At 65.8% G+C, this 21,572-nt stretch carries 20 protein-coding genes; 18 read left to right on the forward strand and 2 right to left on the reverse strand.

All coding sequences use genetic code 11. The features are described from left to right. The first annotated feature begins 39 nt into the window (after positions 1-39). The 16 genes from SAS01S_RS04040 to SAS01S_RS04115 all read left to right on the forward strand — a co-directional run bounded on the left by SAS01S_RS04040 (position 40) and on the right by SAS01S_RS04115 (position 15,611). Positions 40-279 carry an exodeoxyribonuclease VII small subunit gene (locus tag SAS01S_RS04040; RefSeq protein ID WP_066590374.1) on the forward strand — a complete coding sequence of 80 codons (240 nt, stop codon included), beginning with the start codon at positions 40-42 and terminating at the stop codon, positions 277-279. Positions 280-320: 41 nt separating this feature from the next. Then, on the forward strand, positions 321-1,187 hold the full coding sequence (locus tag SAS01S_RS04045; protein ID WP_439646830.1) for a polyprenyl synthetase family protein: 867 nt from the start codon (positions 321-323) through the stop codon (positions 1,185-1,187). A gap of 15 nt (positions 1,188-1,202) precedes the next feature. After that, positions 1,203-1,712, forward strand: coding sequence for a pantetheine-phosphate adenylyltransferase (coaD, locus tag SAS01S_RS04050; RefSeq protein ID WP_066805229.1), 510 nt, complete (start codon positions 1,203-1,205; stop codon positions 1,710-1,712). A 326-nt stretch (positions 1,713-2,038) separates the two neighbouring features. Continuing rightward, positions 2,039-2,842, forward strand: a complete 804-nt coding sequence (locus SAS01S_RS04055) for a peptidylprolyl isomerase (protein ID WP_066805390.1) — start codon at positions 2,039-2,041, stop codon at positions 2,840-2,842. 26 nt (positions 2,843-2,868) lie between these two features. Then, entirely contained in the window at positions 2,869-3,906 is a 1,038-nt protein-coding gene (gene queA / locus SAS01S_RS04060; protein WP_066805231.1) for a tRNA preQ1(34) S-adenosylmethionine ribosyltransferase-isomerase QueA, read from the forward strand. A 90-nt stretch (positions 3,907-3,996) separates the two neighbouring features. Next, on the forward strand, positions 3,997-4,935 hold the full coding sequence (locus SAS01S_RS04065; protein ID WP_157082654.1) for a hypothetical protein: 939 nt from the start codon (positions 3,997-3,999) through the stop codon (positions 4,933-4,935). Between the two features lie 153 nt (positions 4,936-5,088). Beyond that, the gene (locus SAS01S_RS04070; RefSeq protein WP_084238474.1) at positions 5,089-5,634 is read left to right on the forward strand and encodes an RNA polymerase sigma factor; all 546 of its coding nucleotides are present in this window, start codon (positions 5,089-5,091) and stop codon (positions 5,632-5,634) included. A gap of 115 nt (positions 5,635-5,749) precedes the next feature. Continuing rightward, the gene (locus SAS01S_RS04075; RefSeq protein WP_084238475.1) at positions 5,750-7,513 is read left to right on the forward strand and encodes a vWA domain-containing protein; all 1,764 of its coding nucleotides are present in this window, start codon (positions 5,750-5,752) and stop codon (positions 7,511-7,513) included. A gap of 160 nt (positions 7,514-7,673) precedes the next feature. After that, the gene (locus SAS01S_RS04080; RefSeq protein ID WP_066805237.1) at positions 7,674-8,822 is read left to right on the forward strand and encodes a tetratricopeptide repeat protein; all 1,149 of its coding nucleotides are present in this window, start codon (positions 7,674-7,676) and stop codon (positions 8,820-8,822) included. Positions 8,823-8,865: 43 nt separating this feature from the next. After that, a complete protein-coding gene (locus tag SAS01S_RS04085; protein ID WP_084238477.1) occupies positions 8,866-9,255 on the forward strand; it encodes a TrbC/VirB2 family type IV secretion system protein in 390 nt (129 codons plus the stop codon). A gap of 123 nt (positions 9,256-9,378) precedes the next feature. Beyond that, positions 9,379-9,885 carry an EF-hand domain-containing protein gene (locus SAS01S_RS04090; RefSeq protein ID WP_245656739.1) on the forward strand — a complete coding sequence of 169 codons (507 nt, stop codon included), beginning with the start codon at positions 9,379-9,381 and terminating at the stop codon, positions 9,883-9,885. Positions 9,886-9,887: 2 nt separating this feature from the next. Beyond that, positions 9,888-10,526, forward strand: coding sequence for an HAD hydrolase-like protein (locus tag SAS01S_RS04095; protein ID WP_066805239.1), 639 nt, complete (start codon positions 9,888-9,890; stop codon positions 10,524-10,526). Between the two features lie 39 nt (positions 10,527-10,565). Then, the gene (tgt, locus tag SAS01S_RS04100) at positions 10,566-11,702 is read left to right on the forward strand and encodes a tRNA guanosine(34) transglycosylase Tgt (protein WP_066805241.1); all 1,137 of its coding nucleotides are present in this window, start codon (positions 10,566-10,568) and stop codon (positions 11,700-11,702) included. Between the two features lie 2 nt (positions 11,703-11,704). Then, positions 11,705-11,899 carry a hypothetical protein gene (locus SAS01S_RS04105; RefSeq protein WP_066805243.1) on the forward strand — a complete coding sequence of 65 codons (195 nt, stop codon included), beginning with the start codon at positions 11,705-11,707 and terminating at the stop codon, positions 11,897-11,899. Beyond that, positions 11,896-12,690, forward strand: a complete 795-nt coding sequence (locus SAS01S_RS04110; RefSeq protein WP_066805245.1) for a GNAT family N-acetyltransferase — start codon at positions 11,896-11,898, stop codon at positions 12,688-12,690. The genes SAS01S_RS04105 and SAS01S_RS04110 overlap by 4 nt, the downstream gene beginning before the upstream one ends. A 59-nt stretch (positions 12,691-12,749) precedes the next feature. Then, entirely contained in the window at positions 12,750-15,611 is a 2,862-nt protein-coding gene (locus SAS01S_RS04115; protein WP_066805248.1) for a M16 family metallopeptidase, read from the forward strand. Positions 15,612-15,786: 175 nt separating this feature from the next. Here SAS01S_RS04115 and SAS01S_RS04120 read toward each other — a convergent pair whose 3' ends face one another. After that, positions 15,787-16,521, reverse strand: a complete 735-nt coding sequence (locus tag SAS01S_RS04120) for a Crp/Fnr family transcriptional regulator (protein WP_066805250.1) — start codon at positions 16,519-16,521, stop codon at positions 15,787-15,789. 192 nt (positions 16,522-16,713) lie between these two features. Between SAS01S_RS04120 and murA the strand changes: the two genes are divergently transcribed. Further along, positions 16,714-17,997, forward strand: coding sequence for a UDP-N-acetylglucosamine 1-carboxyvinyltransferase (gene murA, locus SAS01S_RS04125; protein WP_066805252.1), 1,284 nt, complete (start codon positions 16,714-16,716; stop codon positions 17,995-17,997). Between the two features lie 4 nt (positions 17,998-18,001). Continuing rightward, entirely contained in the window at positions 18,002-19,573 is a 1,572-nt protein-coding gene (locus tag SAS01S_RS04130) for an MFS transporter (protein WP_066805255.1), read from the forward strand. A gap of 3 nt (positions 19,574-19,576) precedes the next feature. Here the strand turns inward: SAS01S_RS04130 and SAS01S_RS04135 are convergent, their stop codons facing one another. Further along, complete coding sequence (locus SAS01S_RS04135) at positions 19,577-21,571, reverse strand: GMC family oxidoreductase N-terminal domain-containing protein (RefSeq protein ID WP_066805257.1); 1,995 nt, start codon at positions 21,569-21,571, stop codon at positions 19,577-19,579. Position 21,572: the final 1 nt, after the last annotated feature.

Here is a 21,572-nt window from a genome sequence, read left to right on the forward strand (position 1 = left end):
GGGTTGCCCCCGCCGATCCGCTGCCGCATAGCGTGGCGGATGGACACGCCGATCGATGACCTGTCGTTCGAGGACGCGCTGAAGCGCCTCGAGGAAATCGTCCGCCAGCTCGAAAGCGGCGAGGCGAAACTGGATGACGCTATCCGCCTCTACGAAGAAGGCACGCGCCTCCGTCAGAAATGCACCGAGCGGCTCGACGCGGCGCAGGCGCGAATCGAGGCGATCCGGCTCGATTCGGATGGCCGCCCCGCGGGCGTCGCACCGTTCAACGCCGCATGAGCACCGGCGCCGTGGCAGCCTCCCCGTCGCTCAAGGCCGCGATGACCCAAGTGGGCGCGGAGGTCGATCGCCGCTTCGACATGATGCTCGCGGTGCCGGACGACCCACGCGCCGAATTGTACCAGGCAATGCGGCACGCGGCGATCGGTGGCGGCAAAAGGCTGCGGCCGTTACTCGTCTTCGCGACGGCCGGCCTGTTCGGGGTCGATCGCGAATGCACCGCGCGCACCGCCTGTGCGATCGAGGCGATCCATGTCTATTCGCTGATCCATGACGATCTGCCGGCGATGGATAATGACGACATGCGCCGCGGCAAGCCGACCGTGCATCGCGCTTTCAACGAAGCGGCGGCGATCCTGGCGGGTGACAGCCTGCATGCGTTGGGGTTCGAATGGCTCGCGGATCCGGCGACCCATCCCGATCCCTTTGTCCGCGCCGAATTGGTGCTCGAGCTTGCCCGCGCGGCCGGGCCCAGCGGGATGGCCGGTGGGCAGGCGATGGACTTGAAAGCCGAGACCGAGACGTTCGACCTCAACACCGTCACCCGGCTGCAGGCGATGAAGACCGGCGCGTTGATCAGCTGCGCGGTCGAACTCGGCGCGATCCTGGGCCGCGTCCCGCCGGAGGGGCGGACAGGGCTGCGCGGCTATGCCCGCGATATCGGGCTCGCTTTCCAGATCTCCGACGATTTGCTCGACGTCGAAGGCGACGAGGAAAAGGCGGGCAAGAAGCTGCGGAAGGACGAGGGCGCGGGGAAGGAGACCTTCCTCTCCCTGCTCGGCATCGATCGCGCGCGTGGCCAGGCAAGGATGCTGGTCGACCAGGCGATCGATCATTTGCGCGGTTATGGGCAGGAGGCCGACCTGCTGCGCAACATCGCGCGCTACGTGCTAGAGCGCGACCACTAGCCGAAGGGAGGGGGCATGACCATTCGCACCGGAGTCTATCCCGGCACGTTCGATCCGATCACGCTGGGGCATATGGACATCATCCGGCGCGGCGCGAAGCTGGTCGATCGGCTAGTGATCGGGGTGACCACCAACATCGCCAAGTCGCCGTTGTTCGCCGATGACGAGCGAATCGCGATCGTCCGCCGAGAGGTCGAGGCGACCGGCATCGACAATATCGAGGTGGTTGGATTCAGCTCGCTGCTGATGGACTTCGCTGACAGCCAGGGGGCGTCGATCGTCATCCGCGGCATTCGCGGCGTCACCGACTTCGAATATGAATATCAGCTCACGGGCATGAACCGCCAACTCAATCACCGCGTCGAAACGGTGTTCCTGATGGCCGACGTGTCGCTCCAGCCGATCGCCAGCCGGCTGGTCAAGGAGATCGCGGTGTTCGGCGGCGACATCTCCAAATTCGTCACCCCCAGCATCCGCGACGAGGTGATCGCGCGAATCGACCGTGACGGCCTGCGGCGAGTTTAGGTCGGCGAGTGATTTTGCTCGCACAAAGACACGAAGGCGCAAAGTGGAAGAAGTAGGTTCGCGCAGGAGTGCAGAGCGCGCGGAGGTTTATTGAGCCTCGCGATGCAGGCTTCCTTTCCGCCCCACCGCCTTCACTGCCCGACGCCCGCGCCACAATGCGAACCAATCTTCGCGTCTTCGTGTCTTTGTGCGAGTCATTCTTCGAGCCGCATCCCCGGCGACAGCACCAAAACCTGCCTCAAAAAAGCCGCACGCACTGCGCATTGGCGCTTGGCGATAATTGCTCTAAGCCCCCTCACCGAATGACCGTCTTTTCCGGAGTGCCCATGCGTTTCTTTTTCGGCCTGATTGCGATGATGAGTGTCGCGATCGCCGGCAGCCCTTCGATCGCTGCCAAGAAGCAGAAGGCGCCTCCGACTCCGCCGGCGGCGCCGCGGCTGACGCCGCCGCCGATGACCGATAAGGAAAATCTGCTCTATCTCGATCTGTCGACCGGCGGCCGCGTGGTGATCTGGCTGCGTCCCGATGTCGCGCCCAAGATGGTCGAGCGGGTCAAGACGCTGACTCGCCAGCATTTCTATGACGGCCTCAAGTTCCATCGCGTGATCGAAGGCTTCATGGCGCAGACCGGTGACCCCAAGGGCGACGGTACCGGCGGTTCGACGCTCCCCGACCTGCCCGCCGAGTTCAACTATCTGCCGCACGTGCGCGGCGCGGTAGCGGCGGCGCGTGAGGGTGCTGCGCCGGACGCCTCGGCCGAGGACAAGACCAAGGCGGAAAACAGCGCCAACAGCCAGTTCTTCATCGTGTTCCTGCCCAAGCTCGCGCTCGACAAGAAGTATACGGTGTTCGGGCGCGTTATCTCCGGGATGGAATATGTCGATGCGGTCGAGCGCGGCGAACCGCCGGCGAACCCGTCGACGATCTTCCACGCCTATATCGCTGCGGACAATCCGCCAGGATATACCGCGCCGCCACCCCCGCCGCCGCCGCCGGCCCCCGTGCTGGCGCCCGCGCCGACGCTGACGACACCTGGGGCCGCTGCGGCGCCGGGCAAGAAGGTGCCCGCGACCAAGGCCCCGACGACAAAAGCGCCGGCCGCAACGGCGCCGGCTCCGGCCAAGAAGTAACCAAGACCAACTGACGCGAGGGCGGCGTGGACGTCGACCTGTTCGACTTCGACCTGCCGCCCGAGCGGATCGCACTGCGCCCGGCGAGTCCGCGCGACGCGGCGCGGATGCTCGTGCTCGATGGCGCGGGCCCCGGCGGCGCCACGCGCGACCGGCTGGTCAGCGATCTGCCGGGGGAGCTGCGGCGCGGCGACCTGCTGGTGTTCAACGATACGCGAGTGATCCCGGCGCAGCTCGAGGGCCTACGCGGGGAAGCGCGGATCGGCGCGACGCTCCACAAACGCGAGGGACCGCGGCGCTGGCGCGCCTTCATCCGCAACGCCAAGCGCCTGCGCGACGGCGAGACGATCGATTTCGGGGCAGGCGTCACTGCGATCGCCGCCGACCGTGCCGAGGACGGCAGCTTCGCGCTCGATTTCGCCGGTGACGAGCCGGTCGAATTGCTGCTCGATCGCGCCGGGCGCATGCCGCTCCCGCCCTATATCGCCGCGCGGCGCCCGACCGATGCGCGCGACGCCGACGATTACCAGACGATGTTCGCGAACGAGCCCGGCGCGGTCGCAGCACCCACCGCGGCATTGCACTTCACGCCCGAGCTGATGACGGCGCTGGAAGCGGCCGGGATAGGGCATGTCACGCTGACGCTCCACGTCGGCGCGGGCACCTTCCTGCCGGTCAAGGCCGAGGATACCGACGACCACAGGATGCACGCCGAATGGGGCCGCATCGACGCCGCCACCGCCGATCGCATCAACGCGACTCGCGCCGCCGGCGGCCGAGTCATCGCGGTCGGCACCACCAGCCTGCGCCTGATCGAGAGCGCGGCGGATGAGGCGGGCCGGGTCCATCCGTTCGAAGGCGATACCGCGATCTTCATCACGCCGGGCGTGAAAATTCGCGGGATCGACGGGTTGATGACCAACTTCCACCTGCCGAAATCGACCCTGTTCATGCTCGTATCGGCGCTGATGGGGCTGGAGCGGATGCAGGCGGCTTACGCTTATGCCATTGAAAACGGTTATCGTTTCTATTCTTATGGCGACGCCTCGCTGCTACTGCCGTAGTCAGATCGACCGGGGCGGCTCAGGAGCAGGTTACAAGACCATCGCTGGCGCGGGGCCGGCATGATGGTCAACTTTTGGGGGAGTGGTTCGATGAAGGCATCATGGGTGGTGGTCGCGTTGCTGGCACCATCGACACCGGTTTACGCTCAGACCGTGCCAGCACCCGTAATGCCACCGGTGGTTATGCCGCCCGTTCCGACTGACGCGGCGGCGCCCGGGATACCCGACGACCTCAACCTGCTCGCAGGCAAGAAAGTAATTGTCGGGCGAATGCCGCTGTGCGTGCCCAACACCTATTCCGTGAACATGACTTATGGCGGCAAGCTCGCGACGGTCATTTCCTACGCACCGAACGCGGTGCTCGCGCGAAGTGCAGCCAGCCTGAGCCGTTTCCCGCCCAACATGCGGGCGACGATGGATGATGCGCGGCATGGCGGCAGGCTGACCTTCCGCTTCGAGGACGGGACGGTTCTAGATACCTGTGGCGACCTGACGTTGAGCCAGCTTGCGCCGAACATGCAGCTTGCGCCTGGGGAAACGATCGCGTTGCCGGTAATGCCGAGCGGCGCGCTGACCGCGACGGGTCCCGCAACCCCACCGCAGCAATGCCCGCTCACGGTGGTGGGCTTGTCGTCGGGGCTCGGCTTCGGACATGCCTTGGTCGATGCGCTGACGAGCAGCGAACTCGAGCCCCAGATCGATTCGGCGCAAAATGGTGGCGCCGGCAAGAATTACCTCGATGTGCGGCTGCACAACGACGGTCAAAAATCGATCAAGGCGTTTGAATATACAGCCGTCTATCGCAACAGCATGGGCGACGAAACGACCTCTCCTACCTACCTTTCTCAGAATACCCAGCCGATCAAACCGGGCGCATTGTACAAAGCGTATGCGATGGACCGTGTCGAGCGATCGCAAAACGGGGTCGGCGACGTGAAGGTCTATATCAGCCGCATCCGCTTCGACGACGATACGATGTGGGAGGACAATGGCAGCCATTCCTGCTTCAAGACCGTCACCAGCAAATAGCTTTCTGGAACGGACACAGGCTCGAAGAGCTTGGGACCGCCATCGCCGCGATAGCGTCGCGGGCGCGGATGAGGCACATTACGGCATATGTCGGGGGAAATGGCGTCGCCTTGGTCCGTGAAACCATCTCGCCGCAGCGGTAACCGCTGACCCATGGCCGGTCGCGGCGACGATCCTGATGCGGAGCTGGTGGCCGGCGCCATTGCCGGCGATCGCGCGGCATTCAGCGCGCTGCTCGAACGTCATTATGACCGCATCCATGGCCTCGCATGGCAGTTGACGGGAACGCGCGCCGATGCCGATGATATCGCGCAGGACGTCTGTTGCGCGCTGGTCGAACGGATCGGATCGTTCCGCGGCGATGCCAAGTTCACCACCTGGCTGTGCGGCATCGTCTTCAATGCGTGCCGCGACTTTCATCGCCGCCGCAAATCCCTGGGCGGGTTCGCCGCGCGTCTCGCTGTGCTGGCGGGACTGGCGCGGGGTCCCGACGGCCGCGACCTACATGACGCAATGTGGGTGAAGAGCGCGATCGCCGGCCTGCCGCCCGCGTATCGCGATACGGTGGTGCTGGTCGCCGGACAGCAGTTGTCGCATGCCGAGGCAGCGGCGATCCTGGGGGTGGCCGAGACCACCGTGTCGTGGCGGATGCACGAAGCGCGGCGGATGCTCGCCGGGAAGGATGCCGCCCGGGCCTGATGGCCGGCGAGAGACGCGGGAAAAATAATTTCGACCCTTGTCCAAGGAATCCCCGGCGAGGCGCGTCGAAGGGGGATGCGGACGATCCTGCCCGCTGCAACCAAGGGAGAATGATATGCCCCCTCTGTATCGGGCAGTCGCCACCGGGCTGGCACTGACATTGCTCGCGTCCTGCGCCGGATCCGACACCCGCCTCGCGTCCGCGCCGGGCGCGGAAGGGGCGGCCAAAGCGGATGAAGGCGCCGCAGAGATCGTCGTTACCGGACGGAGCGTCCCCAATGCACAGGCGGACAGAGCGTCGCCGATATCGGCCTTCGCCCCGCCACCCCCGCCTTCGTCATCGCCACCGCTACCCTCGATGTCGTCGCCGGTGATGACCACCAGTCGCTATGCCAAGCGCGCGGCGCCCGAGCCGCGGCCCTATCCGCCTTATTATCAGGACGTCGGCCGCGACAAGTTCACCGCTACCGACCAGAATGCGTTCAAGATCGTCAAGGAAGAGCCGGTTTCGACCTTCTCGCTCGACGTCGACACCGCCTCTTATTCGTTCGTCCGCGCCTCGCTCAACCAGAACATGCTGCCCCAGCCGGCGGCAGTGCGGACCGAGGAGATGGTCAACTACTTCCCTTATGACTATGCGCCTGCGGCCGGTGCGTCGCAGCCGTTCAGCACCAATGTCGCGGTGTTCCCGAGTCCCTGGACTCCCGGCCGCAAGCTCGTCCGGATCGGCGTGAAGGGCTATGAGATTGGGCGCAGGACGCGGCCGCGCGCGAACCTGGTCTTCCTGATCGACACGTCGGGATCGATGTACGCGCCCAACAAGCTGCCGCTGGTCAAGCAATCGCTCGAAATGCTGCTCGATCAGCTCGACGGCAATGACAGCGTCGCGATCGTCACTTATGCCGGCAGCGCCGGGACCGCGCTCGAGCCGACGCCGGCCAGCGAGAAAGCCAGGATCAAGGCAGTGATTGAAGGGCTGGGCGCAGGCGGCAGCACGGCGGGTGCCGAGGGGATCCGCCAGGCCTATCGGCTGGCCGAACAGCATTTCGATGCCAAGGGCGTCAACCGCGTGATCCTGACCACCGATGGCGATTTCAACGTCGGCATCACCAATCAGGACGAGCTCAAAGGCTATATCGAGCGCGAGCGTGGCAAGGGCGTGTTCCTGTCGGTGCTCGGCTTCGGCATGGGCAATTACAACGACGCGATGATGCAGACGCTGGCGCAAAACGGCAACGGCACCGCAGCCTATATCGACACGGTCAACGAAGCGCGGAAGACATTGGTCGATGAGGCGACCTCGACCCTGTTCCCGATCGCCAAGGACGTGAAGATCCAGGTCGAGTTCAATCCCCTCGCCGTCGCCGAATATCGCCTGATCGGATACGAGACGCGGATGCTCAAGCGCGAGGATTTCGACAATGACAAGGTCGATGCCGGCGATGTCGGGTCGGGCCAGACGGTGACGGCTTTGTATGAGGTCGTCCCTGTCGGCGGGCCGCGCGCGAACGGCGATCTGCGCTATGCGCGCCCGGCCCCGGTCGCCGCTGGCGGATTGAGCAGCGAGCTCGGCTTCGTGAAGATCCGCTACAAGCTGCCCAAGTCGGACACCAGCCTGTTGCTGTCGACGCCGATCGACCGCCGGGTGCAGTTCGCGCGGTTCGAGGATGCGCCGCAGGATGCGCGGTTTGCCACTGCCGTCGCCGGTTTCGCCGAATTGCTGCGCGGCGGGCGCTATAACGGCGCGCTCAGCTATGACGACGTGCTGCGCATGGCGAGCGGCGCCAAGGGCAACGACGAATTCGGCTATCGGACCGAATTCATCCAGCTCGTCCGCGCCGCCAGGACCGCCAACGGTATCGCGGCGAGCGGACAGTGAGATGGAGCGGGGCGCTGCGCTCGCGGCGCCCCGTATCGCCGCACACGATCATGGCTTAGACCGGGCCGAGATTGCCGTTATAGATAGATCGATGTCCGTTCCCCGCCATCCTTGCCGCAGCGGCACCGGTTATTGCCGGCTGGTCATTCGGGGGCGCTGAATGGCCCACGATAGTGATCTCGCCGGCCTGTTGCCCGAGCCGCCGCCGCCGCGCCCGGCAGCGCGCGATGCGGCGATCGTGGCGGCGATGCGGCGGTTCGACGGCGTGCCCGATCCGGCGCCTGCCGCCGCACCCGATCGGCGCCCGGCGCGATGGGTGTCCGGCAAGCAGATCGGCGCCTTCGCCTCGATCGTGCTCGTCGCCGGGATCAGCCTGTCGATCGCGCTCAACCGGCCCGGTGGTCTGCAACCTGGCAGGGTCGAGGCGCCGCCGGCCGTCACCGCACCGCGCGCGGCGCCCGCGCCGGATCAGCCCGAAGCTCCGAAACCGGCAGCGACTAATGCAGCCGTAGCGCCGACGCCCGCCGTCAAACCGGAGCCGCCGATCCAAAAACCGGTCGCACCGACTGCTCCGGTCGTCTCGGCCAGCGGGGCTGATCGTCGCGCCGCCGAGGACCAGGCGCCGTCCGCCTCGCCACCGCCACCGCCGCCTGCGCCTCCCGCACCCATGGCACCACCATCCGCACAGTTTGCCCGGCAGAGCGCGCCACCGCCAGCAGCGGAGGCCAGTCCGATCGCCGCCGCCGGTCGCCTGGCGCAGTCGAAAACGGCCGAGTCCGCCAGTCTGGCCGGCGTGGCGGGCAGGAAGGCCGATGATGAAGATGAAGGCGCCCGCGACGTTGTCGTAACGGGCGCGCGTTCAAGGCGCCCGAACGCCTATGCGGCGCGCGGCGACTGGAATGCCTGCACGGTGATCGATCCTCAGGAAAGTCTGCATGGCTGTAAGAGCCTGATCGGCATCGGCGCCAAGGGTCCGACTGGCGAGGCAGGGGCGCGTCTTTCCGAAGGCCTGGCGCTCGCCTGGCGCGGAGACTTGGACGGTGCGATCACCGCGTTCGACCAAGCGATCGCGCTCAGGCCCAAATTCGCCTTCGCTTATCTCAACCGGGGGCTCGCCTATCAGCGGCAGGGAGAGACCGCACGCGCCGCCGCCGACCTCGATCTCGCGATCAAATATGCACCCTATACCGCGCGCAGCTATTATAATCGCAGCGTCCTGAAGCGTGAGCAGGGCGACCGGCGCGGTGCTGCCGCCGATGCCGATCGTGCTGTGGAACTGGACCCTGGTTATCCCGATCCGACGCCATGAACCGGCCCTATCGTCAGGCCTCGGACCAGCATAGGATCATGCGATGATCCTCTCCTACGCCCCAACATCGCTCGCCGATTCCCCCGCGGGATCCAGCGTGCTCGTCGCGGCGATATCCTGGCTGCAGGATGTGTTGCTCGGCACGGTCGCGACATCGATCGCAGTGATCGCGGTCGCGGCGATCGGGTTCGGCATGCTCACTGGGCGAGTCAATATCCGCCATGGCGCGACCGTCATTCTGGGCTGCTTCATCCTGTTCGGTGCGTCAACCATCGTCAACGGACTGCGTTATGCCGCCAGCGGCGTCGGGGGTGACACCGCCCCTCCTGTCGTTGTCGTCGCGCCGCCTCCACCGCCGCCGCCGCATGTCCAGCCGACCGGGGTGCCGGCGCCCTATGACCCCTATGCCGGCGCCTCGGTTCCGATCCGTTAGCGCGAATCCGGGATTAGTCTCTGTTGCCGAGCCCGGCCCGCTGGGGCACAGCCTGTCGCTATGCCGCCGAATCGCTTTACGTCAGCCATCCGCCGCGGCCTCGCCCTGGCTCCCCGGACTCTCGTGGTCGCCTTCGCCTTGCTGGCGATCGGCTTGTCCGGACCGGCTGCCGCGCAGAATGACAATCGCGTTCCCGTGCCGCTGGGAAGCAAGAAGGATACGACCGTCTCGATCGCCGCGCCGCCGATCCTGGTGGTCGAGCCCGTGGCGATGATGATCGCGGCATTCGACGCGGACGGCGACGGCCGCGTGACGCGCGACGAGATGCGCAAGGGTGTGGCAAAGAGCTTCGATGCGATCGACACCGGTCACACCGGCAAGCTGGGCTATATCGCCTTTTCCGATTGGGCGCTGAAATGGCTGGGCGATCCCAATGCGCTGCCCGGCGCCTACGAGACCGACAGCAACAGCGACAACCAGATCACGCTGGCCGAACTCCAGGCGAAGTTCGACCAGATCTTTACCCGGCTCGACAAGGACAAGGACGGTGCCCTGACGCGTGCCGAATTGCTGACGATCCGCGCCTTTCCGATGGGCGATGGCGGGAAACGCGGGAAACGAGGCGGATAATCGTGGCCGCGCGGCATCCCTACCAATTGGTCATTTTCGATTTCGACGGGACGCTCAGCGACAGCGGCCATTGGTTCCTGTCGATCGTCGACGATCTCGCCGAGCGTTTCCGGTTCCGCAGCGTCCATCCCGACGAAGTGGAGGGATTGCGCAAGCGCACGACGCGCGAAGTGATCGACCATCTCGGCATCTCGCGCTGGAAATTGCCGCTGATCGCGCGCCACGTCCGCGCACGGTTCGGCCGGAACACGGACCAGATCCACTTATTCGACGGTGTCCGCGACATGCTGCGGACGATCGACGAGGCCAAGGTCCGGTTGTTCGTCTGCTCGTCCAACTCGGAAGCCAATGTCCGGGCGATCCTAGGGGCAGAGGATTCGGCGCGGATCGAGCGCTTCTTCTGCGGCTCAGGCCTGTTCGGCAAGGTGCGCAAGTTCCGCCAGGCGATCAGGGCGAGCGGCCTTCCACCCAGCGCGATCCTGTCGATCGGCGACGAAACCCGCGACATCGACGCCGCGCGCGCGGTCGGGATCGGCGCGGGAGCGGTGTTGTGGGGCTATGCCAACCCCGAGATGCTGCTGGCGATGATGCCCGACGTGACCTTCGCGACGCCGCAAGAGGTCGTCGACTATCTGACCTGAGGTCGACAAGGCGGCAGACCCGTCGCTAGAGCGACCGATATGACTACCCGTTTCGACTTCAAAATCCACGGCACCGACGGCAAGGCGCGCACCGGCGAGATCGCGATGCGGCGTGGCACGATCCGCACCCCCGCTTTCATGCCGGTCGGCACCGCCGCCACGGTCAAGGCGATGAAGCCGGGCGACGTGCGCGCCGCCGGCGCCGACATCATCCTCGGCAATACCTATCATCTGATGCTCCGCCCGACCGCCGAGCGCGTCGCGCGGCTGGGCGGCTTGCACCATTTCATGGGCTGGGACCGGCCGATCCTGACCGACAGCGGCGGCTATCAGGTGATGAGCCTGTCCGAGCTGACCAAGCGCGACGAGAATGGGGTCGAATTCAAAAGCCATCTCGATGGCAAGCGGCATCCGATGAGCCCCGAACGCTCGATGGAAATCCAGCGCCTGCTCGGCTCGGATATCGTCATGGCGTTCGACGAATTGGTCCCGACCACCTCGACGCCCGACGTGCAGGCCGCGGCGATGGCGCGATCGATGCGCTGGGCGCGGCGCTCGCGCGAGGCGTTCCTGGGTGGCGGCGAGCATGCCGACAATGCCGCGCAATTCGGCATCCAGCAGGGCGCGCTGAACGAGCAATTGCGCGGCGAAAGCGCGGCGGCGCTGACCGAGATCGGATTTGACGGCTATGCGATCGGCGGGCTCGCGGTTGGGGAAGGGCAGGTGGCGATGTTCGGTTGCCTCGATTTCGCGCCGGGCCAGCTTCCCGCCGACAGACCGCGGTACTTGATGGGGGTGGGCAAGCCCGACGACATCGTCGGCGCAGTCGAGCGCGGGGTCGACATGTTCGACTGCGTCCTGCCGACGCGCTCGGGCCGCACCGGCCAGGCGTTCACCCGGACCGGTCCGATCAACATCCGCAACGCGAAATTCGGCGAGGATCAGGGCCCGCTCGATCCCGAATGCGGCTGCCCGGTCTGCGCGACCTGGGAACGCGCCTATCTCCACCATCTCGTCCGCGCCGGCGAGATTCTTGGCGCGATGTTGATGACCGAGCACAACATTTGGTTCTATCAGGCGTTGATGGCGGACTTGCGCGCAGCGATTGCCCAAGGAGCGCTCAACGCATTTGCGAGCGGATTCCGGGCACGCTACGGACAGGGTCGAGGAGAGTGAGCGTGAGCGACAAGCCCGAAGAAGAGAATGAGATCATGGCCGCGGCGCGGATCGCCAAGGAGCGCCAGAAAGGCGCCGAAGGCACGCCCGAGCCGGCGAAGTTGAGCAAATGGGGCATGGCGGCGCTGGGCGCGGGCGTCGGGTCGGCGGCGGTCGCGGCGGCGGTGCTTTACGCGAACCGCAACAAGAAGCGTTGAATGACACTCGCCTGATCGCCGATGCCTATCGCTGGCAACGGCGGCTGGGACACAAGGTGATCGAAACCCGCTATTGTGGGATCGTCGCCGATCCGACGCGGCCCGATCTATGGGATGCCAATCACGTCGACGCAGTGATCGCTGAGGACGATGCTGCGATCGACGCCGTGCTGGCCGCGATGGGCGAGCATCTTGGGCATTCGGACTGGCGCGTCGTTCACAGCGATTGCTTCACGCCCGCGCGCTTCCTCGCGCGGCTCGCCTATCTGGGCTTCGAAGAGCGGCCGGTGATCGTTCAGATGGCATGCGACCGACTGAAACCCACCGGCGGCGCGGACGTCAATATTGTCGAGGTGCGCGTGCAACGTGATTGGGACGCGCTCGCCGAGTTGGTCCTGGCAGATGTCGAAGAAGGCAAACGAACCGGACATCTCGACCTCGACGCCCGTTTCGTTGGGGACATGGTGAGTAATTACCGCCTCAAGACTCCCGACTACCGCTTCCACCTCGTGCGGCGCGGCGATCACGCGGTGGCGTACGGTGCCATAGCGATAGCGCCCAACGGCATGGGGATGATCGAGGATCTGTTCACGCGGCAATCCGCGCGGCGGCAGGGGATCGCCTCGACGCTAATTACTCATTTCGACCGCACGATGCGCGCCGCCGGCGTCTGTGGCGTCTTTTTGGGTGCGGTTGCCGAGGAAGAAGCGAAGCAGCTCTATTACAATCTCGGCTTCCGACCTGTCATGCTGACGCGATGCTGGGTGAAGCAGGTATCGCGGGGCGATTGACTCGCGCTGTTTTAGCGCGACACATCACACGCATCCTCCCCTCCTTTCCGGAGACTTGAATGCGTCTGACTCGTGCCGCCTTGCTGATGGGCGTTGCTCTCCTTCCGGTCGCGGCGAGCGCGGCGACGCCGACCAAGAAGCCAGCGCCAAAGGCTGCGGCCACCAGTGCAACCGCCGTCAAGCCAATCGCCTATACCGTCCGCAGGCTCGCCAACGGCCTGCGCGTCTATGCGATCCGCGATACCAAGACCGCTAACGTCTCGGTCCAGGTCTGGTACGATGTCGGGTCGAAGGACGATCCCAAGGGGAAGTCGGGCTTCGCGCACATGTTCGAACATCTGATGTTCAAGGCGACCAGGAACCTGAAGTCGGAGAATTTCGATCGCCTGACCGAGGATGTCGGCGGCTATAACAACGCCTCGACCAACGACGATTACACCAATTATTTCGAGGTCGTCCCGGCCAACCATCTCGAGCGCCTGCTGTTCGCCGAGGCCGATCGCATGGCAAACCTGGTGGTCGAGCCGGTCAGCTACGCGTCCGAGCGAGACGTGGTGAAGGAAGAGCTTCGCCTGCGCACCCTGGCGACGCCTTACGGCAAGCTCTATTCGATCTACTACCCGGAGATCAGCTACCGCGTGCATCCCTATGCGCGGCCCGGGATCGGCAGCCTGGAGAATCTCGAAGCCGCGACGATCGACGATGTCCGCGCGTTCCATGCGACCTATTACCGGCCCGACAATGCGGTGCTGGTGGTCGCGGGAAATTTCGATCCGGCACAGCTGAATCAGTGGGTCGACACCTATTTCGCCGGCATTAAGAAACCTGACCGCCCGATCCCGCGCGTGACCGTCGCCGAGCCGGCACGCACCACGCCGACCCGCTACACGGTCTATGAGCCCAACACGCCGTTGCCGGCGGTGTTGATCAGCTATCAAGTGCCATCGGACAACAATGCCGACATTCCGGCGCTGACTCTGCTCGATGCGATCCTTTCGCGCGGCGACAGCTCGCGGCTGTACCAGGATCTGGTCTATCGCGATCAGCTTGCGCAATCCGCCAATACCTTCCTCGATACCAAGCAAGGGACGGGCTCGTTCGTCGTCACCGCGACGATGGCCGACGGCAAGAGCGTCGCCGATGGCGAGAAGGCGTTGCGCGCCGAAGTCGCCCGCGCCCGCGACACGCTGGTCACCCCGGCCGAACTGACTCGCGCCAAGAACCAGTTGATCACCGCGACGATCGAAAGCCGCGAGACCGCCGACGGCAAGGCCTCGACGATCGCGCGGTCGGTGATCATCGACGGCGATCCGGCCGCCGCCGACAAGCAACTCGCTGCGATCGGCAAGGTGACTGCCGCCGACATCCAGCGCGTGGCGCGCAAATATCTGACCGACAACGGCTCGGCGACGATCAATTACATGCCGGCCGAAATGGCGCCGAAGGACGGTCCGAAAGGCGACAAGATCGCGGTCGCCGACACGGTCGCGGTCGCCGAGCTCAAGACGCCGGGCAATGTCGAGGTGGTCACACCGGCGAGCGACGCCGACCGTGTCGCCATTCCCGCGCCGGCCAAGCCGGTGGTTGCGGCGCTGCCGGCGCCGGTAACGGCGACCTTGGCCAACGGCATGAAGCTGATCGTGGTAGAAAAGCACGATCTGCCGCTGATCACCACGCAGGTGCTCGCCAACGGCGGCGGCGCGGCGGACCCGGCCGACCGCGCCGGGCTCAACAGCCTGACCGCCGATTTGATGACCAAGGGGACCAAGACGCGTTCGGCGACGCAGATCGCCAATGAGGTCGAGAAGCTCGGCGGCTCGATCAGCTCGGCCGTCGCCTGGGATGCCGCGGCAGTGACGCTCCAGGTCAAGTCGGACCAGATCGCCCCGGCGATGGCGGTGCTCGCCGATGTCGCGCGCAATCCGGTGTTCACGGTCGAGGAGATCGAGCGCGATCGAGCGCAGACGATCGATAGCGTCCAGGTCGAACTCAAGAATCCGGGCCGGCTCGCGTCGCTGGTCGCGGCGCGGACGGTGATGGGCGGCGGGCCCTATGGGCATCCCATCACTGGCACACCCGCCTCGCTCAAGGCGATCACGCGAAGCGAAGTGCAGACCGCCTATGCGCGCACCTGGGCGCCGTCGCGCGCAACTTTGGTGATGGTCGGCGACATCACGCTGGCGGCGGCCAAGGCGCTCGCCGAGACCAATTTTGGCAGTTGGCAGGCCAAGGCCGCGCCGGTCGCCGCGCCCAAGACCGATTCCGCCACCGCAACGCCGCGGATCATCGTCGTCGATATGCCCAATGCCGGCCAGGCTGGGGTCGTCGTTGCCCGCCCAGGCATTGCCCGCAGCGATCCCGATTTCTACGCGGCCAGCGTCGCCAACGCGACCCTGGGGGTCGGCTTCTCATCGCGGCTCAACCAGGAAATCCGCATCAAGCGCGGCCTGGCCTATGGCGCCGGCAGCGGCATTGCGGCGCGGCGTCAGCCGGGCTATGTCGCGGCCAATACCCAGACCAAGAATCCCTCGGCGCCCGAAGTGGTGGGGCTGATCATCGACACGATGAAGGGAATGGGGGCCGCGCCCGTGCCGAACGACGAGCTCGCCTCGCGCAAGGCGGTGCTGATTGGCGATTTTGGTCGCGAAACCGAGACGACCGGGGGCATTGCGGGCGTGCTCGGCGATTATGTCGTCGAGAACGTGCCCTTGTCTGAGCTCAAGGCATTCACGCCCAAGGTCGAAGGTGTCGACCCGGCGGCGGTCCAGCGCGTCGCGCAGCGGCTGCTCGATCCGACCGATGCCAGCGTCATCGTCGTGGGGGATGCGAAGCTGTTCCTCGACGATCTCAGAAAGAAATACCCGAATGTCGAGGTGATCCCGGCGGATAAGGTCAATCTCGACAGCACGACGTTGCAGTAACGCTACACCCGTCATGCCGGCCTTGTGCCGGCATCCACGGAGCCGCAAGCGCAGGGGCATGAGGAGGAGTGGACCCCGGCACAAGGCCGGGGTGACGACGGATTATGATGTGGGGCAGTTCAAAATTAACGTCGGGGGGACGGTTTCCCGTTCCCCCCGACGCCCCCTCCGAGCTCTAACGCGGTGCCGGCAGCCAACTCAGGTCGAGACCCTCATAGCGGTCGATGTAATTGGCGGCGCGCAGCAGCCCGCGTTCGTTGGTGAAGGTGACACGCCCGTTCACGCGCGCGATCAGCCCTTCTTCCTCGATCTGGCGTAGCATCCGGTTGACATGAACCGCGGTCAGGCCGGTAGCATCGCCGATCTCTTCCTGCGTGAGGCCGATCGTGAACGTATCGGTAATCGACTTGTCACCCGCGCGCAGGCGGTTGCGCATGTCGATCAGCATCGCGGCGACGCGCGCTTTGGCCGAGGTGCGACCGAGCGCCGCAAGCCGGTCGGTCAAGGCTGCGCGCTCAATCTGGCTATAGACCAGCAACAATGCCGCGAGCCGCGGATGCGCGGCGATAATCTCGCTCAAGGCTGAGCGTTCGAACGGCGCAACGATCGCATCGCTGAGCGCGGTGAGCGTCTCGGGCGTCTCGGTATAAACAAGGCTCGACAAGGCGATCATGTCGCCAGGGAACAGAAAGCGCAGAATCTGGCGGCTGCCATCGTCGAGCAGCGTCGAGGACATCAGCATGCCCTTGCGCACGACGAACATCTCGCCGGCGCGATCATTCTCTCGCTGAATCGTCGCGCCCCGCCTGATCGGCCGCTCGCGTTCCTCGATCCGTTCGAGTGCCGCATGTTCCGCCGGGGTAAGGGTAACCAGATCGCCCAATCTTTCGGCGAAACAACTGCCTGACACGTCGAAGAATACTCCCCCGGAACTTGGGGCGTACAGAGCAGTGCGCGCGGACCTGTGCATTAAAGTCGATCAATGGGTGTTGGAGTCATTGTTGCAGCCTCGCCGGGCCGGTGCCGCCCCCGTTTCAGCTCTGCTGAAATACAAGAACGCGTTACGCTTGCTTGTGGTGCGGCGGGCGATAGAAGCCTTTGAATGGACCGTATCCTCATTCGCGGCGGCAATCGCCTGACGGGCAAGCTGCCGATTTCGGGCGCTAAGAATTCGGCGCTGACGCTGATGCCGTGCGCACTGTTGACCGAAGAGCCGGTGACGCTGCGCAACCTGCCGCGGCTGGCCGATGTCGACAGCTTCGGGCATCTGCTCAACCAGCTCGGCGTGTCGACCGAGATCGAAGGCGCGCGGCCGAGCGATTTTGGCCGCGTCATGACGATGCGGGCGGGGCGGCTGACCTCGACCGAGGCGCCGTACGATATCGTGCGCAAGATGCGCGCGTCGATCCTGGTGCTGGGGCCGCTGGTCGCCCGCGCGGGCGAAGCGACGGTGTCGCTGCCTGGCGGCTGCTCGATCGGCAACCGCCCGATCGACCTCCACCTCAAGGCGCTCGAAGCGATGGGCGCCCGGATCGAACTCGCCGCCGGTTATGTGAAAGCGATCGCGCCGGGCGGGCGTCTACCCGGCGGACGCGTCGCCTTCCCGATCGTCTCGGTCGGCGCGACCGAAAATGCGGTGATGGCCGCGGTGCTCGCCAAGGGCGGCACGGTGATCGAGAATGCGGCGCGCGAGCCCGAGATCGTCGATCTGTGCAATCTGCTGCTCGCGATGGGCGCTTCGATTTCGGGGGTGGGGACCGAGCGACTGGAGATCGAAGGCGTCGACCGCCTGCACGGCGCTACCTATCGCGTGATGCCCGACCGCATCGAGGCGGGCAGCTATGCCTGCGCCGCCGCGATCACCGGCGGGTCGGTCGAACTGGTCGGAGTCAAGGCCGACGACATGCGCGCGACGATCGCCGCGCTGATCGACGCCGGGGTCAGCATTGAGGAAAAGGGCAGCTCATTGTTCGTCTCGTCGGACGGCAAGCTCAAGCCGCTGACCTTGTCGACCGCGCCGTTCCCCGGCTTCGCCACCGACATGCAGGCGCAGTTCATGGCGATGCTGTGCAAGGCGGATGGCGCCAGCGTGTTGACCGAGACGATCTTCGAGAATCGCTACATGCACGTGCCCGAGCTGGCGCGGATGGGCGCCGACATCCAGGTACGCGGCCGCACGGCGGTGGTGCGCGGGGTCGACCACATGATCGGCGCGCCAGTGATGGCGACCGATCTGCGCGCATCGATGAGCTTGATCATCGCCGGGCTGGTCGCCGACGGCCAGACCGAGGTCAGCCGCGTCTATCACCTCGACCGCGGCTATGAGCGGCTCGAGGAGAAATTATCGGCGGTCGGCGCCGATATCGAACGCGTCGGCGACGGCTAGTTCTATGAATCGGGGGCTCAGCACGACACTCAGCGATCGTCAGGCGCTCTGGGCGTTCGCGCTCGGCTGCGTCGCGGTGACGATCGGCGTGGCAATGCATATCCCGATGTTCCTGATGGGCCGGACGATGCACTACCGGCTCGCCGGCATGGCGATGGGCTGGGACATGGTGCTCGGCATGGGGCTGATCATCGGCGGTGTTGGTGTCGCGGCTTACGGCCTGCTGCCCCGCGACATCGCCAGGCAACGCGCAGAGAGCGGCGCGATCGAGATTTCCGCGCCCGAGGATGCTCCGTTGAGCGGCGCGCATTGGCGGCTGATGCTGGTGCTCGTCATCGCGCTGATCATCGACGTGATGAAGCCGGCGTCGCTGGGCTTCACCGTGCCCGGCATGGTCAGCGAATATCGCGTGCCCAAAGCGACGGTCAGCCTGGTGCCATTCTTCGCCTTGATCGGCACCGTGACCGGGTCGGTGCTATGGGGCGTGATCGCCGATATCTACGGCCGCAAGGCGTCGATCCTGCTGTCGGCGGTGATGTTCGTCGGCACCTCGATCTGCGGCGCGATGCCCAGCCTCGCCTGGAATATCGGCATGTGCTTCATGATGGGCGCGGCCGCTGGCGGCATGCTGCCGGTGACCTATGCGCTGCTTGCCGAGATGATGCCCAACAAGCATCGCGGCTGGAGCCTGGTACTGGTCGGCGGGCTCGGCGCGGTCGGCGGCTATTTCGCGGCGAGCGGCTTTTCCGCCTTGCTGCAGCCGGCTTACGGCTGGCGTATCCTGTGGCTGCTCAACCTGCCGAGCGGGCTGCTGTTGGTATTGCTTGGTGGGCTCATTCCCGAATCCGCCAAATTCCTGCTGGCACGGGGCCGCGATGTCGAGGCGCGGGCCGTGATGGCGCGGTTCGGATCGACCGCCAAGCGGCTGACGCCGCTGCCGCCGCTGCCGGCGGGAACGGGGAGTCATGCGCTGACCGGCGCCAAGCTGGTCGGCAAGCTCGCCGCTTTGTCGATCGCCGCGATCGCCTGGGGATTGATCAATTTCGGACTGCTGCTGTGGTTGCCCGCCGACCTGGTCGCCAAGGGCTATTCGGTCGCGGTGTCGAGCAAATTGCTCGCGGAGTCCGCGCTGATCGCCTTCCCGACGGTGTTCGTCGCCGCGCTGATGTACAGCCGCTGGAGCACCAAATGGTCGCTCGTCACGATGATCGGCGTCACCTTGCTCGGGCTGGTCGGGGTGCTGCGCCTCGAGCTTGCCGGGGTCGGCAGCCCGGTGTTGCCGGTGGCGTTGCTGATCGTCGGATCGAACGGGATCATCGCGATCCTGCTGCCTTATACCGCCGAAAGCTTTCCCCTGCGCGTCCGTGGCCGCGCCACCGGCTGGGTCGCGGCGTGCACCAAGGGTGGCGGCGTCGCCGCCCAAGCGCTCAGTATCACCGCTTTGGTCCCGGCGATGGGCGTCACCGCGGGGCTGATCGTCGTGCCGACAGCGCTCGCGCTCGGCCTATGCGCCTGGTTTGGTCGCGAAACCAGGGGCAGGGACCTCCGCTTGCTCGACGACGCCCTGGCCGGGTGACGCTCAGAACGGCGCGATCGCGGTGGCGTAATGCGCCATCGCCATCGTGGTCAGCTGCGCATTGACCCGGATGCAGCTGGCGAAGGTGCTGGCATCGGTGACGAGCACGTTGGCGGTGCCGTGGACGCGACAATCGAGATCGACCACGCCATGCTCGCGATCCTTGCCACGGGCATTGCCGCCCTGGGGATGCGAACTCGACAAGGTGATGTCGTCGGCCTCGCCGATCGCGCTGTCGAAAAAGGCGTCGACATCGTCGCCGGGCTTGAGCGTCTGACCGCGGGCAAGCGCCGGATAGACTTCCTCCGCGCCGGCCGCGAAATGGACCTTGGTCAGCGCGGACAGCGCGCGCTTGATCAACGGGATTTCGACATCGTCGCGCAGCTTGAAGCTCAGGCCGGAGTCGATCAGCTGCCCGCAGCGATCGGCGGGGATCAGGATGCCGGCCGACGCCAGCCGGCCGTAATTGCGCATCCGCTGGGCATGATCGCCGAACCAGCCGGGCATCAGGGTCGACATGCTCATCGGCGGCTGGAAATGCGATTCGAGCAGGAAATCGCCGTGGTCGACATAGGTCGCCATCTGGTCCTCGTCCCAGCTGCGCATCGATTGCTCGCCGGGCATCAGCGCGACCACCGGACAGGCGATGTTGAGCGAGATACCGGTACCGGTACCGTCGATCCCGCTCGCCGCCAGGATCCGGCTTGACGCCATCGTGCCGGCGGCGACCACCACGCCTTCGCGCGCGCGGATGAAATGCTTGCGGCCGTCGGCAAGCACGACCTCGACTCCGGTCGCGCGCCGCTTGTCCCAATCGAGCGGGGTTTCCCAGCGGATCGCCGTGACATTGGTGTCGGCGAGGATGTGCGCGCCGCTCCTGCGCGCATCGAGCAGGAAGGACTGCGCCATGCCCTGCTTGCGGCCATAAGGGCAGCCGGTGTTGCAATAGCCGCAATAGGCGCACGCCGCGCCGGCGGAATCGGGGCCGTAATTCTTGCTGAACCAGGGGGTGGGGGCGGCCTGGTCGCCCGGGAGACCAGTCGCTGCCGCATGCGCTGCCCAGCCGCGTTGCAGATGCGGGCCGTTGTTGCGCCCGGCGCGCGGGTCGATCGGTCCGACCGACAAGCGTTGTTCCACTGCACGATAAGCGGCATCGAACCGGCCGCGGTCGACCGGCGCGCCGAGCTGGGCCCATTTGGCGAAGATGTCGGGCGCGTCGGGATGCGTCAGCCCCGACTGGTTGACGCGCAGACAGATGCCGTTGTTGAGTACGGTCGATCCGCCGACGACGCGGCCTTGGAACACGACCACGTCGTGGTCGCGGCTGGTCTGCACGCCGCCATCGACGAACAGCCGCGCGGTCATTTCCCATTCGCGGTGATTGATCTTGGATGAAGGATAGAAGGGACCGGCCTCGACTACTAATACGTCGTGTCCCTGCGCCGCGAGAGTCGCCGCCGCGACCGCACCGCCCGCGCCCGATCCGATCACGATCACCCCGGCCTCGTCGGGCGCCTCTTTCAGGATGTCGGCATCGGTCAGATCGCGGCCGGGGAAATCGGTGATCGGCACTTCGCCCGGCGCCGAGCGATCGCGATGCGCGGGCAGGGTGAAGCCGATCTGCGCGAACACCGGATTGTCGCGATTGTCGTCCTGGGTCTCGCCCTGCCAGTGGCCGTAATAGCCAGCATAGACCACGCTCCGCACGCGAGCGAGGTCCTGCATCAGGTCGTTGCGCGTGCGTTCGAGCCGCTTCGCGACTTGCCGCGCGCGCCAGGCCGGGCTCAGGATCAGGAAGAGCGGCCCGCCCATCACCAGGCAGAGCAGGTAGAGGCTGAGCCCGATCTCGGTCGCCTTGCCGCCCTTCACCAGCGCGAACTGGCGCTGGAGGTTGGCGACCACCTGGCTCGAGGGGATCACCATGACGGTATCGTGGAACAGCGCCTCTGCCAGCGCCTTCAGGATCGCGGCCTGGACGAAATTGAACGGCTTCCCCATG

The sequence above is a fragment of the Sphingomonas asaccharolytica NBRC 15499 genome, assembly GCF_001598355.1.
In the GTDB taxonomy this organism is placed as follows: Bacteria; Pseudomonadota; Alphaproteobacteria; order Sphingomonadales; family Sphingomonadaceae; genus Sphingomonas; species Sphingomonas asaccharolytica.